Annotated in this window: 16 protein-coding genes and 1 pseudogene; 13 read left to right on the forward strand and 4 right to left on the reverse strand. The window is 67.8% G+C overall.

Annotation, left to right across the window (positions count from 1 at the left end; translation table 11 throughout):
* Positions 1-19: 19 nt before the first annotated feature.
* On the reverse strand, positions 20-2,071 hold the full coding sequence (locus tag E1300_RS17210) for a toprim domain-containing protein (RefSeq protein ID WP_131758021.1): 2,052 nt from the start codon (positions 2,069-2,071) through the stop codon (positions 20-22).
* Entirely contained in the window at positions 2,068-3,039 is a 972-nt protein-coding gene (locus E1300_RS17215) for a DUF2637 domain-containing protein (RefSeq protein ID WP_165502875.1), read from the reverse strand. The genes E1300_RS17210 and E1300_RS17215 overlap by 4 nt, the downstream gene beginning before the upstream one ends.
* Positions 3,040-3,469: 430 nt before the next feature.
* On the opposite strand from E1300_RS17215, the gene E1300_RS17220 reads away from it, so the two are divergent.
* The 8 genes from E1300_RS17220 (at position 3,470) to E1300_RS17255 (ending at position 10,176) form a co-directional block, all read left to right on the forward strand.
* Entirely contained in the window at positions 3,470-3,949 is a 480-nt protein-coding gene (locus tag E1300_RS17220; RefSeq protein WP_131758023.1) for an XRE family transcriptional regulator, read from the forward strand.
* A gap of 299 nt (positions 3,950-4,248) precedes the next feature.
* A complete protein-coding gene (locus tag E1300_RS17225; RefSeq protein ID WP_165502876.1) occupies positions 4,249-5,472 on the forward strand; it encodes a helix-turn-helix domain-containing protein in 1,224 nt (407 codons plus the stop codon).
* A gap of 73 nt (positions 5,473-5,545) precedes the next feature.
* Positions 5,546-5,809, forward strand: a complete 264-nt coding sequence (locus tag E1300_RS17230; protein ID WP_131758025.1) for a hypothetical protein — start codon at positions 5,546-5,548, stop codon at positions 5,807-5,809.
* A 1-nt stretch (position 5,810) separates the two neighbouring features.
* Positions 5,811-6,287, forward strand: coding sequence for a hypothetical protein (locus E1300_RS17235; RefSeq protein WP_131758026.1), 477 nt, complete (start codon positions 5,811-5,813; stop codon positions 6,285-6,287).
* 27 nt (positions 6,288-6,314) lie between these two features.
* Positions 6,315-6,758 (forward strand): hypothetical protein, encoded by a 444-nt coding sequence (locus E1300_RS17240; protein WP_131758027.1) that lies wholly within the window; start codon positions 6,315-6,317, stop codon positions 6,756-6,758.
* A gap of 292 nt (positions 6,759-7,050) precedes the next feature.
* The gene (locus E1300_RS17245; protein ID WP_131758028.1) at positions 7,051-7,623 is read left to right on the forward strand and encodes a hypothetical protein; all 573 of its coding nucleotides are present in this window, start codon (positions 7,051-7,053) and stop codon (positions 7,621-7,623) included.
* A gap of 351 nt (positions 7,624-7,974) precedes the next feature.
* Positions 7,975-8,295: a hypothetical protein gene (locus E1300_RS17250; RefSeq protein WP_131758029.1), complete on the forward strand. Its 321-nt coding sequence runs from the start codon at positions 7,975-7,977 to the stop codon at positions 8,293-8,295.
* A gap of 126 nt (positions 8,296-8,421) precedes the next feature.
* Positions 8,422-10,176, forward strand: coding sequence for a relaxase/mobilization nuclease domain-containing protein (locus tag E1300_RS17255; RefSeq protein WP_131758030.1), 1,755 nt, complete (start codon positions 8,422-8,424; stop codon positions 10,174-10,176).
* Between the two features lie 807 nt (positions 10,177-10,983).
* On the opposite strand, the gene E1300_RS17260 is transcribed toward E1300_RS17255, so the two are convergent.
* Positions 10,984-11,778 carry an ATP-binding protein gene (locus E1300_RS17260; RefSeq protein ID WP_165502877.1) on the reverse strand — a complete coding sequence of 265 codons (795 nt, stop codon included), beginning with the start codon at positions 11,776-11,778 and terminating at the stop codon, positions 10,984-10,986.
* 481 nt (positions 11,779-12,259) lie between these two features.
* On the opposite strand from E1300_RS17260, the gene E1300_RS17265 reads away from it, so the two are divergent.
* Together E1300_RS17265 and E1300_RS17270 are read left to right on the forward strand one after the other, a co-directional pair.
* Positions 12,260-13,696, forward strand: a complete 1,437-nt coding sequence (locus E1300_RS17265; RefSeq protein ID WP_242619199.1) for a helix-turn-helix domain-containing protein — start codon at positions 12,260-12,262, stop codon at positions 13,694-13,696.
* Positions 13,689-14,606 (forward strand): phosphotransferase enzyme family protein, encoded by a 918-nt coding sequence (locus tag E1300_RS17270; RefSeq protein ID WP_131758033.1) that lies wholly within the window; start codon positions 13,689-13,691, stop codon positions 14,604-14,606. Before E1300_RS17265 ends, E1300_RS17270 begins: the two co-directional genes overlap by 8 nt.
* Before the next feature lie 65 nt (positions 14,607-14,671).
* Here the strand turns inward: E1300_RS17270 and E1300_RS17275 are convergent, their stop codons facing one another.
* Positions 14,672-14,977: a hypothetical protein gene (locus tag E1300_RS17275; protein ID WP_131758034.1), complete on the reverse strand. Its 306-nt coding sequence runs from the start codon at positions 14,975-14,977 to the stop codon at positions 14,672-14,674.
* A 171-nt stretch (positions 14,978-15,148) separates the two neighbouring features.
* Here E1300_RS17275 and E1300_RS17280 point away from each other — a divergent pair, with 171 nt between their 5' ends.
* The 3 genes and pseudogenes from E1300_RS17280 to E1300_RS17290 form a co-directional block, all read left to right on the forward strand.
* On the forward strand, positions 15,149-16,426 hold the full coding sequence (locus tag E1300_RS17280) for an NsdA family TPR-like regulatory protein (protein ID WP_131758035.1): 1,278 nt from the start codon (positions 15,149-15,151) through the stop codon (positions 16,424-16,426).
* A gap of 17 nt (positions 16,427-16,443) precedes the next feature.
* Positions 16,444-17,046: a 2'-5' RNA ligase family protein gene (locus E1300_RS17285; protein WP_131758036.1), complete on the forward strand. Its 603-nt coding sequence runs from the start codon at positions 16,444-16,446 to the stop codon at positions 17,044-17,046.
* A 259-nt stretch (positions 17,047-17,305) separates the two neighbouring features.
* Positions 17,306-17,737 (forward strand): annotated as a pseudogene (locus E1300_RS17290) (IS5 family transposase); the annotation flags it as partial.

The raw sequence follows: 17,737 nt of genomic DNA on the forward strand, positions 1-17,737 counted from the left end.
AATGCCGAGGATGTGCAGGTCATCGTGAGGGCGACCGCCGCATTCCGCGCGGCGGTTGCGGCGCAGTCCTTCCGGATGGCGCTCCAGAGTTGAGCGAGACGGGTAAGGGGAAGTCCTCGGACGCCGGTGAGGTATCCGTTGCGGAGTCCGGGACGATCGCTGAGGCGATGGCGGCGGTTACCTCGGCGAGGTCCACGCCCGTACGGGCGCTGATTCGACCGACCTGACGGGCCGCCTGGGCCGATGGCATGCCGGCGACCAATCTGGCGGCCGCCCGGACTGCCAGAAGTCTGGTCTCGGCAAATGCGAACTCGCCGCCGACGCTTTCGAGCGTCTCGTCGACGACGAGATCAGCGAGAGGGCGCAGGACCTGAAGAGCCTCGCGGACGGCCGCTCCTCCCTCCGCGTTGAGAAGGTCCGCTGGATCACGACCCTGCGGAAGCAACCCGACATCGACCGGCCCGGTGAGATGGCTGAGCTTCGTCCAGGCGCGCAGCGCAGCCTTGTGTCCGGCGGAGTCTCCGTCGAGTGCGAGAACGAGGCCGGTGGTTGCGATGTCGCAGTGCCGGTCGATCGCGTCGATCTGGGCAGTGGTGATAGCGGTCCCGCAGGGAGCTACGGCAACGAGGGGACCCGGAGCGGCGACGTCGACCGCGATGGCGTCGAGCGGGCCTTCGACGAGCACAGGACGTGCGCCTCCGGCGAGCTGATCGCGTCCCTCATAGAGCCCGAAGAGGGTTTCACTCTTGCGGAAGAGAGCGGTCTCGGGGCTGTTGAGGTACTTCGGCCCCTTGGCCCCGTCGAGCCGACGACCGATGAAGCCGACGATGGCTCCGTGCCCGTCCCGGAGCGGGAGAAGGGCACGGTTCCTGAAGACATCGGTGAGCTGCCCACCACGACCACGTCGCGCGAGGCCCGCCGCCACGATGTCTTCGTCGCCATGTCCTACCTGACGAAGGTGATGGACAAGGCCGTAGCGCCCGCTCGGCGCATGGCCGACTTCCCATCGCTCCTGTACTGCTGAGTTGAAGCCGCGGCTCGCCAGGTATCGCTCACCCCAGCTCCCGCCGAGCTTGTCCCTATAGAACCGGTGAGCGTCTTCGAGGACGGCATGAAGACGCGCCTTCGCAAGTCCGAGCTGGTCACCGCCCTCATCGGCGTTCGTCCTCGCGGCCGTGGCCGAAGACTCCGTCGCTGGTGTCGAATCAACGCCAAGCACGCTCCGCGTGACGGCCTGAGCTCTCGAGAGACCCTCGGGACCACCGTCTCCTGGGAGTCGGAGGCCACTGAGTCGGCGTCGTAGCTGAGTCCCGAGGCGTACGACGTCGCGCCCCATCGCCCGAACAGCGGCATGCGGATTGGCGCGGACGTCCTTGCCTGCCCAAAGCTGCACTGTAGAGAAGACCAGCTCGGCAGGCGGCAGGCCGAGTTCCGCGAGCCCGAGAAAAGCGACCGAGTCAGCGAGCACTCGCCGCGCACCGTAACAGGCAGCCAGATCATCATCGGCCGTGTCCACACGACCGCCGGGCTGGAGTACATGAGCAAGCTGATGTGCGAGTGCTTGGGTGGCGGCGGCATCGTCCAGGTCGGACGGGATGCGGATGCGCCGCTCCGGTGGGCCGAGGTAGGACCAGTGCTGTCCCCGGTCGACGTACATGTCCAGGTTCGCAGCCAAGCGAGATAGTCGGCGCAGGCCGTCGGCCGGATCGGCCGCTCCCCGATCAGTGACCTCTCCGCCTTCGGTCTGCTCGATGTCGAAGACAGACCGTGGCGTTCCACGGGAGGTGATGATGCGGATGCCGATCTCTCCACGTATGACCTGGCGCCCCTGCTTCTTCCACTCGTCATACGAGCGGACGTCGGTCGCCGACCTCCTTTGGGCCGGTATCAGCAGGGTGTTGGTGAAGCCGTACCGTCCATGGCGGCTTGCCTGCTGTAGCCAGTCAGTCCAGGTGGACTGACCTTCGTAGAGACGGGTCACTTCATGCTCGGCGATGCCCCGCAGGACCTCGAGCCGACGGTTCTGTTCCTCTTGGCGCTCATCGGGCTCCGCCGATGACGGAGTGGTCATGGCTGAACCTGCTCAGGGCGTTCGTCTTGGACGGCGGCGAAGAGAGGACCGAGCCGGTCATTGGCGATCGTGAAGCCGAGTTCACGCAGGTGACGTCCGAGCATGACCCTGTTGAGCTTGGCGCCTTCTTGCTGTGCGTCTCGGACGACTTGCCGCGCCGCCTTCACCAGCTTCTCGTCCCCGCAGAAGGACCCCGCACAAGCCGCCTCGTTCTCCACCTCATCGACGGCCAGCCGCTCTCCCGTGGCCTCCAACTTCTCGGCGGGCAGGTGGCGCAGCGAGAGGCGCTCGGCCAACGGGGCTCGCCACCGCCACGACCACCTGCCGTACTGGCGCTGCAGCTCGGAGACGGCCAGCAAGTGCCGGTATTCCAGGTCGACGCCTTGCCGATACGCGGTGATGTGCCAGAGCACCATGCGTCGCCACAGCAGGAGGCTGGAGACCGGTGCGAGCAGCCAGCGCGCGCTCGGAACACGCTCGATCCTGCTGCCGGACGCCAGCCCGACCCATCGGCGGATCAGATGCCGTACGCCCTCCATGACCGTGATGAACAGGACGGGCATCGCGGCGTTCATCACGCTGCCTGCCAGGTCACCGCGTGCCGCGGCCACGTTGACGAGCACGGTGGCGGCGATGTACGTCCAGGCGACCCATCGGAGAACCGGCCAGGGAAGGTCGAGGTACTCCATGAGCAGGTCCCACGCCAGCAGGATCAAGATGCCCAGGTCCATGCCGACGGGCACGATCCACGCCAACCGGCCGAAGTGCGGTTCCGCCATCTCGCGGACGGTGGTGAACGAACCGAGGCCGCCGAGGATCGCAAGCGCCAAAATCAGCGGCGCCATCACCGTGGCTACGATCTTGGCCGCCTTGACCCGTGCGTCCGCCACGGCGCGGGCGGACCCGGTCTCCATCGCCCGCGCCTCGTCCACACCGACGACCGGGACCTGCGCGCTCGTCGGGCTCACCGCTGCTTCCTCTCGATCATCCAGATCAGCAGCCGAGCGACGTGCCGGACCTCGTCCGTGGTGCCGAGAAGCCGGCCGTGCGCGGTGACGTAGGCGTAGACGCCCTCTGCGCCGGCGCACAGAACGGTCTCCGACCATCCGTCCCTCCGGACTCTGAGACGCCAGCGTCCGTTGCGTGGCTTGCGGGCTCGCGCGGAAGCCCCGAGCCGACCGAGCTCGTAGTGCAGACGGAGGAGGCGGGCACGCCGTTCCTCCAGCTCAGACGGTGTGGTCGTTGCCAGCATTTTCATCGCTCCCCCGGTGGCGTCGGCCGACGGACAGCACGTCCGTCAACTAAAGTCCTTGGACACGACGATGCATCACACGCTGACAACTGTCAATCGAAGTAGCTACTCAGCGTGTTGCACAACTCAGATCAACAGGAGTGTCTGTGGCCGAGGCTGGATCGGGAGACATCGAGGACGTCCCTCCTGCGGCGAGCTTGTCCGACAAGATCGAGTGGCTGATCCAGAACCTGTGGCCGGCCGACGCGCCACCGCCGCGGAACAATCTGGAGACCGCCGCCGCGATCGCATCGGCCACGGGCGAGGACATCTCCTCCACCACCGTCTGGAAGCTGCGTACGGGACGCCAGGACAACCCGCAGTTCAGGACGCTGACCGCCCTCGCCACCTTCTTCGGCGTCCCGATCGGCTACTTCGGGTTCGCGACCGAATCCGCCGGAATCACCGACGTTCTGACTCTCAGAGCCCTCTGCCAGGGGGCTGAGCGCGGCACCGTCAAACCCGAGATCGTGCGCGCCTTCCTCAGCCTCTCCCCCGCGGCCCGCTGGCTCGTCGACGAGATCATCATCGCTGCCGCCGAAGCCGACCGAGTGCGCCGGGACGGCGAGTCGAGCGAAGGCGGGTAGCAGCAGTAGCGGTGGTTGCGCCGGATCCGGATCGACGAACACACCGCGTTCGAGACCTGCACGTGGTGCCGCGCGGCCGGCCTCAGGGCATCCCGCCGCTACGCGCACCCGCCGACTCAAGGCGCTGACGATGCACCAGCATCATGATCGTCGTGAGCGTGATCCGTGACCGAAGCCGGGCCGCGCTCTGGGAACGAGCAGCGGAGGACGGTCCGCAGCTCAGGACTTCCCACATCGCTTACGAACAGCATCGGCCCGTGCCTAACCTGGGAGTGCGAACGACCAGGAGGTACCGGCAGATGCATGATCACGATACGTGGGACGCCACGACCATCGGAGCTCGGCTGCGGGTGCTGCGCAAATGGCGTCGACTCACCCTGACGGAGCTGGCGGGGCTGGCGGGGCTCAGTCCCTCGTTCCTGTCCATGGCCGAGCGCGGTCAGCGAGCCCTGGACCGCCGGTCGCACATCAGTGCCCTGGCCAGCGCACTGCGCGTCTCGGAGAAGGACCTGGCCGGAGGGCCGCATCTGACGGCCGACCCCGTCCAGGCCGCCCCGCACGCCACCATCCCCGCCGTCCGCGCGGCCCTGATGACCAACACCCTCACCGCTCCAGCAGTGGATCGAGCTCGTCCGCTGGACGAACTGGTCGCCGAGATGGGACGGATCGATCGGTCGGAGTACAAGCACACGACCGTGGGCGAGAAACTCCCCCAGCTCATCGGCGAACTGCACGTCCACGCCTGCGATCCGGCGGACGAGCGGGCCCGGCGGGTAGCCCTGGCTACGCTGATCGAGGCGTTCCAGACGGCGACCTTCACGGCCAAGGACCTGGGGTATGACGACCTGGCCTCAATCGCCGCCATGCGGGCGGCCGAGGCGGCATCGCTGCTCGACGACCCCATCACCACCGGCAAGGCCGCGAGCCTGCGCATCCACACCATGCCGACCACCACCCGGGACGTCACCCTCCAGGCCGCCGAGAACGCCGCGAACGCGCTGGAACCACACGTTCGGGACGACCTCGGCGTGCAGGTGCTGGGCATGCTCGCCCTGGCGGCCTCGCTCACGGCCACGGTCATCTACGACTACGGCAAGGCAGACCACTGGATGGACCAGGCCACCGAGCTGGCCAGGCGCATCCCTGACACCCCCGGCCAGAACTGGGGCGCATTCTCCCCGTCCAACGTCGGCGTCTGGAAGGTCTCCCTGGCCACTGAGCGAGGCGAGAGCGGCGGCACGCTGCTGGAGTTGGCCAGGGACGTGGACGAGACCGTCATCGCCTCCAGGAAGGGCCGGCACGCCTCGTTCCTCGCCGACGTGGGGCGAGGTCTGGCGAGGGACAAGAAGACCCGCCCGCAGGCCGAGGACTGGCTGCTGCGGGCCGAGGAGGTCGCGCCACACAAGATCCGCAACTCCGGGCCGGTGAGCGAGACGGTTGCGGTGATGATCCAGCAGTCCTATGGTGCAGCGATCGGCAGGGAATTGAGAGGGCTGGCGGCCAGGATGGGCGTCCCTCACTGAGATCTCTCGTCTTTCCGCTCTGACTTCACACTCGTGAAACTCCTGGGACTGGTCAGGTCTACCGTCCAGGCCCATGAACCTCGCCGTAGACGAGCAGCACCTGTCCGAGCTCGCAGCCGAGCTGGACGCCGAGACCTTCAAGACCTCCTTGAGCTGCGGCAACGACCACACACCTGAGCTGAAGGTCGTCAACCGAAGCTCGGGGCGCCTGTCCGAGCGGATCAAGGTGTGCGACGGCCACTACATGTGGTCCTGGAACGAGCGCATCGCCCCCGTCACCGAGCGCGCCCTCGCGGCCCGTCGCGTCTCCAACGTCCTGGGCTCGGTAGGGGGCTGAAATGTCCCTCCGGACCAGACTCACGCCCACCCACATCCGCACCTACACCGACGCCTGGTTCGACGTCGCACGCGCCAACGCCCTCGCTTCGGGTCACGTGACCGAGGGCCTGCTCCTACTCAATGCCCAAGGCCGCCGCAAGGTCGTGGTCAACGTCGCCAGGGCGACCTTCCACGACACCCGCCGGGCGGTGAAGCAGGCCATCGACACCTATCGCGCCGTGGCCTTGGTGCACGTCGCGCCATACAAGGTGACCTGGGTCCGCGAAGGCGTCGCGGCGGGCTTGTTCGTCTCGGGGCCGCCGCAGGAGGACGAGCGCCGGATCGTCGCCGCGGAGGGCTACTGGCCCTCGGGGAACCTCAGCTACGTGCGCCTGGCCCAGGTGATCGAAACGGGCGGCAGCCGTGACGTGGTCGATCTGACCGACCCAGAGGTCATCCCCGGCGGCTGGCTCGAAGAGTTGCTGCCCCAGCGCTGAGGAGAACCCATGCACCGCGCTACACCCATGCATCTTGACCCCGAGGACGACCGCTCGCGCTCGTCCTCCCATCCCTTGGCCGCCACGCTGTTCGCCCTGGCCGTGTTGCTGCTGATCGCTGCCGTCGTCGCAGTGGCCGCTACGCGTCCGGACGACAGACCACAAACGACCTTCCACGAGTCGGAAGCGCCCCCTCACCAGGACACCCGGTTCCTCCCGGCCTCCAAGGCGTGCGAAAGGGACGTCGTCCAGGCGCTCATCCGGACGTACCGCGCGGCGCGCGGCGGAGGCTCGGCCGACATGGCGGTGGCCGAGGAGCGCGACCGTCTGGGGGAAGTGCCGTACCAGGCCTACGCCTACGCCATGAACGACTTGCAGATGGCCGAGGAGACAGGTCGGCGGCCTGATCTGACGGCTCAGATCCAGGCGGTCATGCCCGACGTCCGTCACATCTGCTCGCAGGAAAGCTGATCCAGCGCGCCGGTGGCACCGGCTATCACCGGCTTGCTGTGCCTCACCGGAACCCGAGCGCAGGCGCTTCGCCCGCAGCCGGGTCATCGTTAGCAGCCTTGTAGCTGCGGAGAGGCGGCGCGGGCTGTTTCTCGGCGACACGCCATGCTCATCCTTGCGCACGGTGGTCGTCGCACTCACTATAGAGCGCAAACAGCTTCAAAGAGCGCGACTGAACGCCACGTCGATGCCACCCTCGAGAGAAAGGAGTTCTGCATGGTCGAACTGATGCTCAACCTGGAGGACTTCTCTCATGAGCGAGACCGATGCACGTACCGACCACGACACAGAGCTGCTCGCCGGCGAGCTGCATGAGCGTGTTCGGGCACTCAATTCCCTCACCAGAGGTGGACGCGGGCTGACGCAGCCGAGCGCCGCCTACACGATCCTGGGCAACCTCGCCCAGACCGCCTTCTGCCTCGCTCAGACGGCCGAGCAGATCGACGCCTTCCTCGACAGGGAACTCACCGCCGGACGGATCGTGCACGACCAAGGCATCAACCCTGTGCCAGCGGTTCTCCGTGCGCATGATGCTCTGGTCCGTTCGGCAGAGCAGATGCAGGAGGCCGGCGACTCCCTGCGCCGTGCCCAGGGGGCGCTCACGACCATCCATGCGCACGAGGTAGACGAAGTCCAGTCGCTGCGACAGCGACCCAGTGCGGCGCCTCTGCATCAGGCCGACCACGCTGCGAGCGAGGTCAACCCGGCAGGAGCCGGATTCCCTGCACCGATCGGCGACATGTTGCCCGAGGCCAGCCAGTCGATTGTGGAACAGCAGGAACGTCGTCCCACTCCGCAACCGCCGCCCAACCGCCGCGAACTCTGACGGCGCGTAGCCGGGGCTCGATCGAGCCCCGGCTACGGGGCCAGGTCTCAGCCCTGCCTCGAGCGTTGAGGAAACGGACGCCTCGGCCGCAGGAACTCCACCTTCGTCTTGAACGCTCAAGAGCAGCCAGCAGGTCGGCTGGCTCGCGGAGCCGAGCAGGGTCCTGTCGGCCGTTTCCGGTGCAGGGCAAGAAATGCAAATCGTTCACTTTTGCAGGTTCGGACCGGACGCAGCTAGGGGATCGAGCGCGATCCCGGAGGTGAAATGGACGTTGCGGCGAGGCCGCGCGCATCGCGATTGAATCGGCGGTCTCATCAAGACTCTCGTCGCGCACGGTCGGTGCGGATTTCGTTGTCGGATGAGGAGAAGGGGTTGTTGGCTGCCGCCGCCCGGCGGCAAGGGCTGGCGACTGGCGCGTTCGTGGCGCAGGCGGCGCTCGCGGTGGCCAGTGATGCCGTGCACCCCGAGTACTTCGTCTTACGGGAGGCGCTGGCGGAGGTCATGGAAGCCGCGGGGCAGGTCCGACGGATCGGCGTCAGTTTGAACCAGGCTGTCGCCGCCTTGAACTCGGGGAACCTCCCTGCGCGACTTCAGTGCTACGCCGACGCCGCGGCGCGGACGGTCGGCAAGCTCGACGAGCTCGCCGACGAGCTGTGCCGACGGCTGCCGTGAGGTGAAGACGATGCGGAGGGTGGGCATGCCCTGATCGGCAAGGTACTGCGAGGTAAGCGCGTTCAGGGCCTGCTTCGCTACCTGTACGGACCGGGTCGGCACGGTGAGCATCGCGATCCTCACATCGTGGCCGGCTTTCGAAGCCCGGCCGAGCTGGAACCGGGTGAACGCGCGGACGGCAGCCGGGATTTTCGCAGACTGGGCGGCCTGCTCCATCAGCCGCTCGCCCTCCTGGGCGAGCGGAACTACGACAAGCCGGTGTGGCACCTGTCCCTTCGAGCCGCCCCGGAGGATCCCGTGCTCAGCGACCAGCAGTGGGCCGAGGCCGCCCGCGAGCTGATGGCACGCACCGGACTGGCGCCCGATGGCGACGCCGATGCCGTCCGCTGGGTCGCGATCCGGCACGCCGAAGACCACATCCATGTGGTAGCGACTCTCGCGCGCACGGACGGCGGACGGCCGGTCGTCTGGAACGACGGATACCGGGTCCGGGACGCGTGCCGTGCCATCGAGCGGCGGTTCGGGCTGCGGTCCACCGCGCCGGCTGACCGGACCGCTGCCCGGTGCCCCAAGCGAGGCGAGCACGAGAAGACGGCTCGTCATGGGCGTGCCGAGGTGCCGCGCGTGGCGCTACGCCGCCATGTCCAGCTCGCCGCAGCGGGAGCTCGCTCAGAGCAAGAGTTTTTCGCCCGCCTGCGGGCCGCGAACGTCCTCGTCCGTCAGCGGTTCAGCCAGCGCGATCCGACGCAGCTCAGCGGGTACGCCGTCGCCCTGCCCGGCGACCACAACGGGGACGGACGGCCGGTCTGGTTCGGAGGCGGGAAGCTTGCCGCCGATCTGACTCTGCCCAGACTTCGCCACCGCTGGAGACCGAGCCAGCCGTCGGCCGGTCCGTCACCTGCGGACTACTATCCGGTATCCGGACGGCACCTCTCGCAGCGGACCGCCGGTGCCGTGTTGCGGACGACCGTCCGGGATGCCGCTCGGCGAGCCCGTACAGCCGAGCAGTTCTTCGAACGCCTCGAGGACGCCGGGTTGCAGGTACGGCGACGCTTCAGCGACCGCGCTCCCGGACAGATCACCGGATACGCCGTCACTCTCCCTGATCACCGCGATGAGGAAGGCGCCGCGGTCTGGTACAGCGGTGGACGCCTTGCCGACGAACTCACCTGGACAAGACTTCGAGAACGGTGGAGCTCGAACCCGCCTCCTGAGCCGCATAAGGCTGGCTCGGCCGAGCTGACTCACGAAGAGCGACAGACCCTCTACGATGACGCCGCCCGGTCCGCTGCGTACGCGACTGCCCAGATCCGCCGCTACAGCGTCATCAACCCGCACGCCGCTCGGGACGCATGCTGGGCGGCGGCCGACATCCTTCTCATGGCGTCCAAGGTCACCGGCAATTCGCACTTGAGGCGAGCCGCGAAAGCATACGATCGAGCCGCTCGACCGCCGTACGGACGCCTTCCGGCGCCAACGTCGGCGGGGAACGGTCTGCGCACCGCGGCTCGACTGCTCGCCCTGGTGGACCCGGCGGGCACCCGGACAGTCGTCATGGTTACGCGCCTCGTCATCAACATGGTCGAGCTCTTGGAGTCCATCGCCCAGCTACACCAAGCTCAACGACGGCGGGAGCAGGCGGATGCGGCCAGCTCGGCTGCTGTGCGGCTGCGTCGAATCGCTGTTCCAGCAACCGAGAGCACGCATCCCCAGAGGTTGGACCGACCCTCTCCGAGCCTGAGCCCGGATGCTCTGGCCTTGCACGGATTCCCACAGCCCTGGCGCGCGGAGACGCCAGGGCGACTTGATCGAAGTGCAGCCAACCTCAAGCAATCAGGCCAGCTAGCGCGCCCTCAGCCAGGCCATCGGCCGTCCCGCTGAGTTTGGCCTGAAGACATGAACGGGGATGAACCGGACGACGAGCCGTTCCGCTGGTGCACTGGGATTCAGCCCGGAGGCTTGCTACGGACTGGGACGCTTCTGTGACGACCCTTCCTATGGATGCCTCGCATCAGCTCCTCAATGAGTGAGCCGGGGCGCGGGCGATCACCAGACGTATCCGACCTGGTGGGATGCGCAATATGACGAAGGGCGAGGGCCGCATCCATGGCCGCTCTCATGTGTACCGAGGCTCGAGCGACGTCAGCGACTGGGCAGAGCGGTTGGTACCAGCGGCCGATGACGATGCCGTCCATATAGAGAGGACGCGACCACTGCCAGTACAGGGCACCGGTACGAGGCTCGGCCAGGCACCAGATGGTCCGGCTTATCCAGGGCTCCATGTCAACACGCCAGCTCGTGACCGAGAGGATCGACGGCTCCGCTTCCCATGAACTCAACGCGCGACAACCGGCCTGGCTGAGAAGGTCGACGAGCGCACGTGCGAAGTCGAACCTGTCGCATGGGACGTGCACCCGTGGTGATGCCGTGCGCAGCGACGTCATCGTCATGCCGTGCGGCCTGTGGTTCGCTCGGGCTCTCCGACTCGTACATCGGACGGCGCGGGGGCACGGTGCCGCCCGGCCTTGGCCGGTGGGCGACTCAGGGTTCGCGAGGCTTCGGTGTTGCCTGGACACGAAGGCATCGGATCTTCGGCTTCCTGGGAGTGATGCGCTGGCACTGTGCATTTCACGCCGTCACCTGCGAGAGCACTGCGGTCGTCTTCCCAGGACCAGCTGATGAGGGGGATCATCGAGTCTCGTGGTCCTGAGAGCCAGCGAGCGTCTTCACGCCGTCGGGGATCGGCGGAGGAGGCACAGGACCGCCATGGACGAGCACCACGGCCCGGATCGCTCGATCGATCTGGCTTAGCGGCGCGATCTGCCGGTGCGGGCTGCGCGCGTACGCGAAGAAGAAGCCATCACCGCCGAAGCGGACGACGATCTTCACGGCCTCAGTGCGGCTATCCGGCGGCAGTGTCGTCAGCACCGTCTCTTCGGCGAACACGAGCGCCACCTCCCAGCCTCGGGCGCGTAGTCCGGCGGCGAGATTCTCCAGCGCGGCTCGCGCTGTCGCAGACGAAGGATCGCTGAAGCACCAGAGGCGGATACCGCTCGGGAGCGCGAACGCCACTGCTTTGCCGGGCTGGCCGGTCGCCGAGATGACGGTTGGATACGCGCGGCACCGTCCTCCGGTCAGCCGATGAACGATGGCCAGGCCACGGCCGCTCTCCTGCTGGAGATCGTCCTGGTGCGCCTGCTCCTCCGGCATGGCGTTCCGGTGCAGACTCTCCAAGATCTGCGGTATGCCGGCGAGGTCACGGCCTCCATCGACGACCTCGCACCAGGCGGGGTGTCCGTCGATGGTGACGAAGCGGAGCTCGTACGGTCCGGCGGAATGGGAGATGGCGTTGGCTGCCAGTTCGCCGACCACAAGCTCGGCGTCGTCGACATCGGATTCACCGACGACAGCGTTCACCAGGGTCCCGCGAAGGATCTTCCTGGCGAGGCGCGGGGCCTGCTCCTCGGGCAGCGCGTACACCACCAGGTGATGTCCAGGGTGGCCATCAGCGTTGATCGGGATGTCACCATCTGCGGTGAGAGAGGTAGAGGGTGACTCGTGTGGTTCTGTCACGGCGAGCCCCTTTCGAGCATCGCGGTTCGGTCGGCCGCCCGAGCACGACCGGACAGCGCATTGCGTCAGAACAGTGACGCAGAGTCAGCAACTGACCAATCGCGGTGGTTCCACGGAAGGCGAAGACCCGTGGCCTGAACGCGGATCAGCTGCCGAAATCCGCGGTCGATCCACGTAACGACCTACTGCGTCAGGCAGCCGGGGCCCCGGCTCCGTCTGAGCCATCTACGCTGGAAAAACAGCATCACCTGGCCTCGGCAGAACATCGTGGGGAGAGCGGATGGCCCGAGGAGAGCACGCACCTGCCTGTGCCCGGCGGTGGCGGGAACAGGCTGAGGCCCAAGGCGGATCGACGTGGCAACTAGTGCAGGCGATCCACGGCTGCTGCGGAGTGAGTCTGCTGAAGGCTCACCGCCTGGCCCGCGGCTGGACGGCCCGGGTCGCGATCGACCAGCTCTTGGAAGTTTGCGAGCGCGAGCGCCTCGACCCGCCGCACGCTAATATCGACCTGCTCAACGCATGGGAGAACGGCCGTGCGCGCCCGCGGCCCGACACAGCCGACCGGCTTTCACGCCTCTACAAGGCGAATCTGATCCGCTTGGGGTTTGCCAACGACTATTCCGACGATGGTGAGCCGAACAAGGTGGTGGTCGTTCCAGCCGTACGCTCTTCCCCGGCTCCGGCCCGGGTACCTGATTACCGGCCCGAACCGCCGGTTCTCGTTCCAAGCCAGATGCACGATCCACGCCCGACGGGCAGGACCGGCGAGGAGTCCGACCGGCAGTCTGTGTTCCACGATGTGATCGCCGGTCACCGCGGCGGATCGATCGGACGCGTGCTCGCCGAGGTGGAGGGACTACGCCAGCAGATGGACCGAACCCTGGCGTCCGGCACCATCACCGAAGACCAGATGGACCGCATGGACGAGATGGTCGTGAACTGCCGCCGCGATTACCTGGTCACCCCGCCGCTGCTCATGCTCTGCCAGCTCATGCTCGAGTTCAGCAACGTCCAGAACCTGGCCGCCCAGCGTCAACCGGGCGCCATCCAATGCCGGCTGGCCCGAGTCGCGGCGGTCTTGGCCGTCCTCAGCGCCGACGCCCTCATGAAGCTGGGCGATATCCGGCAGGCACGAGCATGGTACGGAACCGCCAAATCAGCAGCCGACGACACCGGTGACCCGCGACTGCGGGCACTCGTCCGCGCGCAGGAGGCGATGCTGCCGTACTACTACGGAGATCTCCAGGAGACGGTGCGGTTGGCTCGGCAAGCTCAAGCGCTATCGCGAGCGACGCCGTGCTCACCGACCGCGCTCGCAGCCGCCGCCGAGGGCCGTGCTCTCGCCCGCATGGGAGACCGCGACGGCGCCAACACCGCCCTCACCAGAGCTCAGCAGCTCTTCGGCGAACTCAGCGAGGGCGACAAGGGCGCGCTGGCTTTCGACTTCACCGAGCAGCGCCTCTACCTCTACCTGAGCGGCGCGCACGCCTACCTTTCCAACGTCCGGCGCGCCGAAGCCGTGCACGAATCAGCCCTGGCGTGTTGCACGGCCGGGAGCCGGGGCATCGACTCAGCGCTCATCCGCCTCGACCAGGCCACCGGTCTCGCCCGCAGCGGCCGGGAGGCAGAAGCCTGCGAGCTGGCCGCCCACACGCTGCTCGACCTCCCACCCGAACAGCGCACCTCCATCGTGTTCGTCCGCGCCCGCGACGTCCGCTCCGCCCTTCCACTCGACCGCCGCAGCGGGAAGGCGATCAACGGCTTGAACGACGTACTCGCCCTCGAGTCGTCATCGTCACCCCGCAGCTCACAGGCTCGCGATGCCTAACCAACTCGCCGGCGCAACCGACCTCCATGCGCGCGCCCGGACGGCACTCGAACGGATCTGCCGTCTGGTCGACCTCGACGCCACCGACGCCGAGCTGCTCCGCTTGCGCAGCAACGCCGTCTTCAAACTGCGGGCACCGATCGTCGTCCGGATCGCCACCTCACCCAACGCCGCCGAACGGCTCCCCGCCGTTCTGGCCGTGACCCGCTGGCTCGCCGGGCGCGGGTTCCCGACCGTCCAGCCCGCCGACGAGGTCAACGATCAACCCGTGACGCTCGACAACGTGACAGCGACCTTCTGGCGCTACGTGCCCAGCAGTGCCACTCCCGTCCACACCAGCGAGCTCGGTCGGGTGCTCCGCGACCTGCACGCCACCCCTCCCCCGTCCTTCCCCATCAAGACCCTCACCGATCCGCTCGCCAGCATCCGCACCACGGTCACCCATCACCCCGGCATACTCACCGCCGACGAGCGAACATGGCTCAGCCAACGCATCGCCGCCCTGACAAGCGCCTGGAACGAACTCCCCTTCGCTGCGCCGCCCGCTCTCGTCCACGGGGACGCCTGGATCGAAAACCTGCTCCGCCACCGAGACGGCCACGTCGTCTTGGGCGACTGGGACAGCGTCGCGATAGGCCCGCGCGAATGGGACCTGATCCACAACTACCACGGCCAGCGCCGCTTCGGCCTCTCCCCCTCCGACGTCGACGCCTTCGCCACCGCCTACGGCTACGACCTGCGCGACTGGTCGGGTTACGACACCCTCATGCAGATCCGTGACGTCTACGCCATCGGCATCCACATCCGCAACGCCCCCGGCGACCCCTTCTCCCGCCATGAGCTGTCACGCCGCCTGACCTCCCTAAGAAACGACACCACCCACACCCGCTGGCAAATGAAGCACGAATAACCGACGACACACTTCGTGCGAAGACGCCGCCACCAAAGCGACCGTGCCGATGAGGATGCGCGGGTTCACGAGTCGGCTCCGTCCGGAACCGGAACCGGGACCGGGACCGGGACCGCGGCGAGGTGATCGGCCATGGCCCTGCCCGCAGCCCATTCCGCCGCCCGGGCGATGTCCGCCTTGATCCTCTCGACCATCGCGATCAACTCAAGGTCGCCGATCGTCTCGGCGCGCACGACGCTGCGGCACCCCATGCTCACCATGAAGTCGGTCAGCGGGTACCGCGCGGTCGCCTCCGCCACGTTCTCGTCCAACTGCCGCAGCGCGAACGCAGGCACGTCGGCTTCGTCCTCGGGCACATCACGGGGGAACATCTGTGGACGATCTGGATCGCGGTGGTGCGCCTGCATGGGACCGTTCTCCCGGGTGCGATGCGGTGGTGGTGATGCGGTCACTGCAAGTGAATCCAGGGCATGGGCCGCGAAGGCAGTGGAGGATGAGAGGAGGACAGAGGAGGGTGATGCCCTCCCCCCGGCGAGAGGTGCATGGCAGTGTCGACCGCCGACAGCAAGGTCATCGGCGCGCGCCTGCGCGCGGAGCGGGAGGCCCCGCCGCGCTGGTCACGCCCTGCGCTGGCGAGGCTGCTTCGGGACGCCGCCGATCCACGTGACCGCGAACGCATGCCGCACGTCGCCAGCCTCACCGACCAGATCAAGCAATGGGAGAACGGGCGCTGGATTCCCGAGCCGCGCTACCGCGCCCTGTACGCCAAGGTGACCGGCAGATCCCAGAGCGAGCTGTTCGGCGGCGAACCGCCCGACGCCCGCACGTCCGGCGATGACGCGGTCGCCCTGGCCGACTGGCTCCAGCAGTCCAACATCGGCGACGGCACCATCGACTACCTGCAGACGGCCGTCCGCCGCCTGGCGTTCGGCTACGCCCGCCGACCGCCGCTGGACGTTATGCGCGAAGCCCGCGAACTGCAGACCAGAATCAACCGGATCCTGCGCAGCGGCCGGCAGCGCATCGCACAGACGCAGGCACTGCTGGCCACCTCGGCCGAGCTGTTCGCGCTGGTCAATCTTCTGGCCGGGGACGTCGGCCGCTACGGCCTCGCCGACGCCTACGGGTACGCCGCATGGACGTGCGCGCACGAGGCCGACTCCGACGCCGCCCGCGCGCTCGTTTTGTGCGCCCAGTCCAAGACCGCCCGCTGGGAAGGCCGCATCCAGCAGGCCGCAGACCTCGCGCACCGCGGCTTCGAACTCGCCCCGGTCGACGGCCGGGGCCGGGTGCTGCTGGCGGTATCGGAGGCGACCGCCCTGCAACTGCGCGGAGACATCGACTCGGCGACCGGCGCGCTGGAACTCGCGCACCGGGCGCAGGACCAGAATCCCACCGCCGACGCCCTCGCCGACGCGTGGAGTTGCCCGCGACCGCGGCAGGCCACCTATGCCCTGCAGGTCGGTCTCGGCGCCGGCGACCCCGGGCGCGTGCTGCGTTCGGTCCAGGACGCCGATGAGGCGTGGGCGGACGGCGCACCGTGGGTGTACGGGACGTGGGCGCAGGTCCGGATCGGTGCCGCCCTAGCGCATGTCATGCGCGGGGATCCCGAGGGCGCCGCCGCCGAGTTGGATGAGGTGTTCGATCTCGGCAGCGAGTTCCGCGTCGTCACCATCACCGGCCGGCTGGCCGAGCTCAGCCGACGGCTGCGGCACAGCCGCTACGACGGCGACCCGCGAGCCGCCGACCTCCGCGATCAGATCCGTGCTTTCCAGGCCGGATCCCTCGACCGCAACGTCGCGACCTTGGAGGCCCTGTGAGCCCCCTACCCGAACGCATGTCCGATCACTGGTGGTGGCGTCCGGGCGTGCGGCCCGGCCGCCGACTGCTGGTCTGGCACATCCTCCCCGACGGGCAACCGGACGTGGTCGACCTCGTCCAGCAGTACCAGGACAAACTCGCCGGACTACCCGGCCTCGACCTGATCCCCGCCCCGTGGCTGCACATGACCACCCAGATCATCGGATTTAGCGACGAGATCTCCGACGCCGAGATCGACGCGATGACCACACAGGTCGCCCAGCGGTTCGCCGACCTCGAACCGCTGGAGGTGGAGCTCGGCCGCCTGTGGTTCCACAGCGAAGCCGTGATGCTGGGCATCCAGCCGCCGGACGGCCTGCACCCCCTACGTACGGCCATCCGTGACGCGATAGCCGCAACGGTACGCACACACCAACTCGCCGACGAACCAGAATGGACCCCACACATCTCGGTGGCCTACAGCAACAGCACCGGCCCCGCGCACCCGGTCATCAACGCCCTATCGTTCCGCATGCAACCGCGGCACCTGCGCGTGACCGAGGTGCACCTGGTCGAGCAGATCCGAGACGGCCACCTGTATCGCTGGGAACGGCGAACGGCCGTCCCTCTCGGCACCTGATTCAGGCACCGCGACACACCCAGCCCCGCGTCTTGCGGGCGAGATAAATCGCTCCCTCAGCCACGTGAAGGACTCGTACGTCGGTCACTGCGGAGCCGTGCGCAGACATCGTCGATCAGGCCGTCCAAGACGCGATACTTGACGATCAGGCACCCACGGCATCGCCGAGACTTAGAGGTCATAACAGAATGCGCATATGGCGCGACCTGTGGTGAGAGTCGCTGTTGCGTGAGGACGTGCGCAAGGGAGAGCAGCCTCCGTGGATCGTGCCCGACACCTGTGGGAACGGGTCGAGCCGCTGCTGCCGAAGGTGGAGCGCCGTCAGCGCTACACCGGACGCAAGCGGCTGGACGACCGTCAGGTGCTCTGCGGGATCCTGTTCGTGCTGCACACCGGGGTCCGCTGGGAGTACCTGCCCCAGGAGCTGGGCTTCGGGTCGGGAATGACGTGCTGGCGCAGGCTGGCCGAATGGCATCAGGCCGGGGTCTGGGACGCCCTGCACCGGCTGCTGCTGGAGGAACTGCACGCCGCTGGACGGCTGGACTGGTCCAGGGCGGTGATCGACAGCTCCCACGTCCGGGCCCTCAAGGGTGGCCCAAAACCGGGCCGAGTCCGGTCGACCGTGGCCGGCCGGGCTCTGAGCACCACGTGCTGACCGACGGCCACGGCACCCCGCTGGCTGTGTCCCTGA

Origin of the sequence: Actinomadura fibrosa (genome assembly GCF_900659615.1) — a bacterium.
Taxonomy (GTDB): Bacteria; Actinomycetota; Actinomycetes; order Streptosporangiales; family Streptosporangiaceae; genus Spirillospora; species Spirillospora fibrosa.

Coding starts and splice junctions, on each gene's coding strand:
- E1300_RS17230 (WP_131758025.1), top strand. CDS start 5,546: ATGAACCTCGCCGTAGACGAGCAGCACCTGTCCGAGCTCGCAGCCGAG.
- E1300_RS17285 (WP_131758036.1), top strand. CDS start 16,444: ATGTCCGATCACTGGTGGTGGCGTCCGGGCGTGCGGCCCGGCCGCCGA.
- E1300_RS17235 (WP_131758026.1), top strand. CDS start 5,811: ATGTCCCTCCGGACCAGACTCACGCCCACCCACATCCGCACCTACACC.
- E1300_RS17210 (WP_131758021.1), bottom strand. CDS start 2,071: ATGACCACTCCGTCATCGGCGGAGCCCGATGAGCGCCAAGAGGAACAG.
- E1300_RS17225 (WP_165502876.1), top strand. CDS start 4,249: ATGCATGATCACGATACGTGGGACGCCACGACCATCGGAGCTCGGCTG.
- E1300_RS17280 (WP_131758035.1), top strand. CDS start 15,149: ATGGCAGTGTCGACCGCCGACAGCAAGGTCATCGGCGCGCGCCTGCGC.
- E1300_RS17240 (WP_131758027.1), top strand. CDS start 6,315: ATGCATCTTGACCCCGAGGACGACCGCTCGCGCTCGTCCTCCCATCCC.
- E1300_RS17275 (WP_131758034.1), bottom strand. CDS start 14,977: ATGTTCCCCCGTGATGTGCCCGAGGACGAAGCCGACGTGCCTGCGTTC.
- E1300_RS17245 (WP_131758028.1), top strand. CDS start 7,051: ATGAGCGAGACCGATGCACGTACCGACCACGACACAGAGCTGCTCGCC.
- E1300_RS17270 (WP_131758033.1), top strand. CDS start 13,689: ATGCCTAACCAACTCGCCGGCGCAACCGACCTCCATGCGCGCGCCCGG.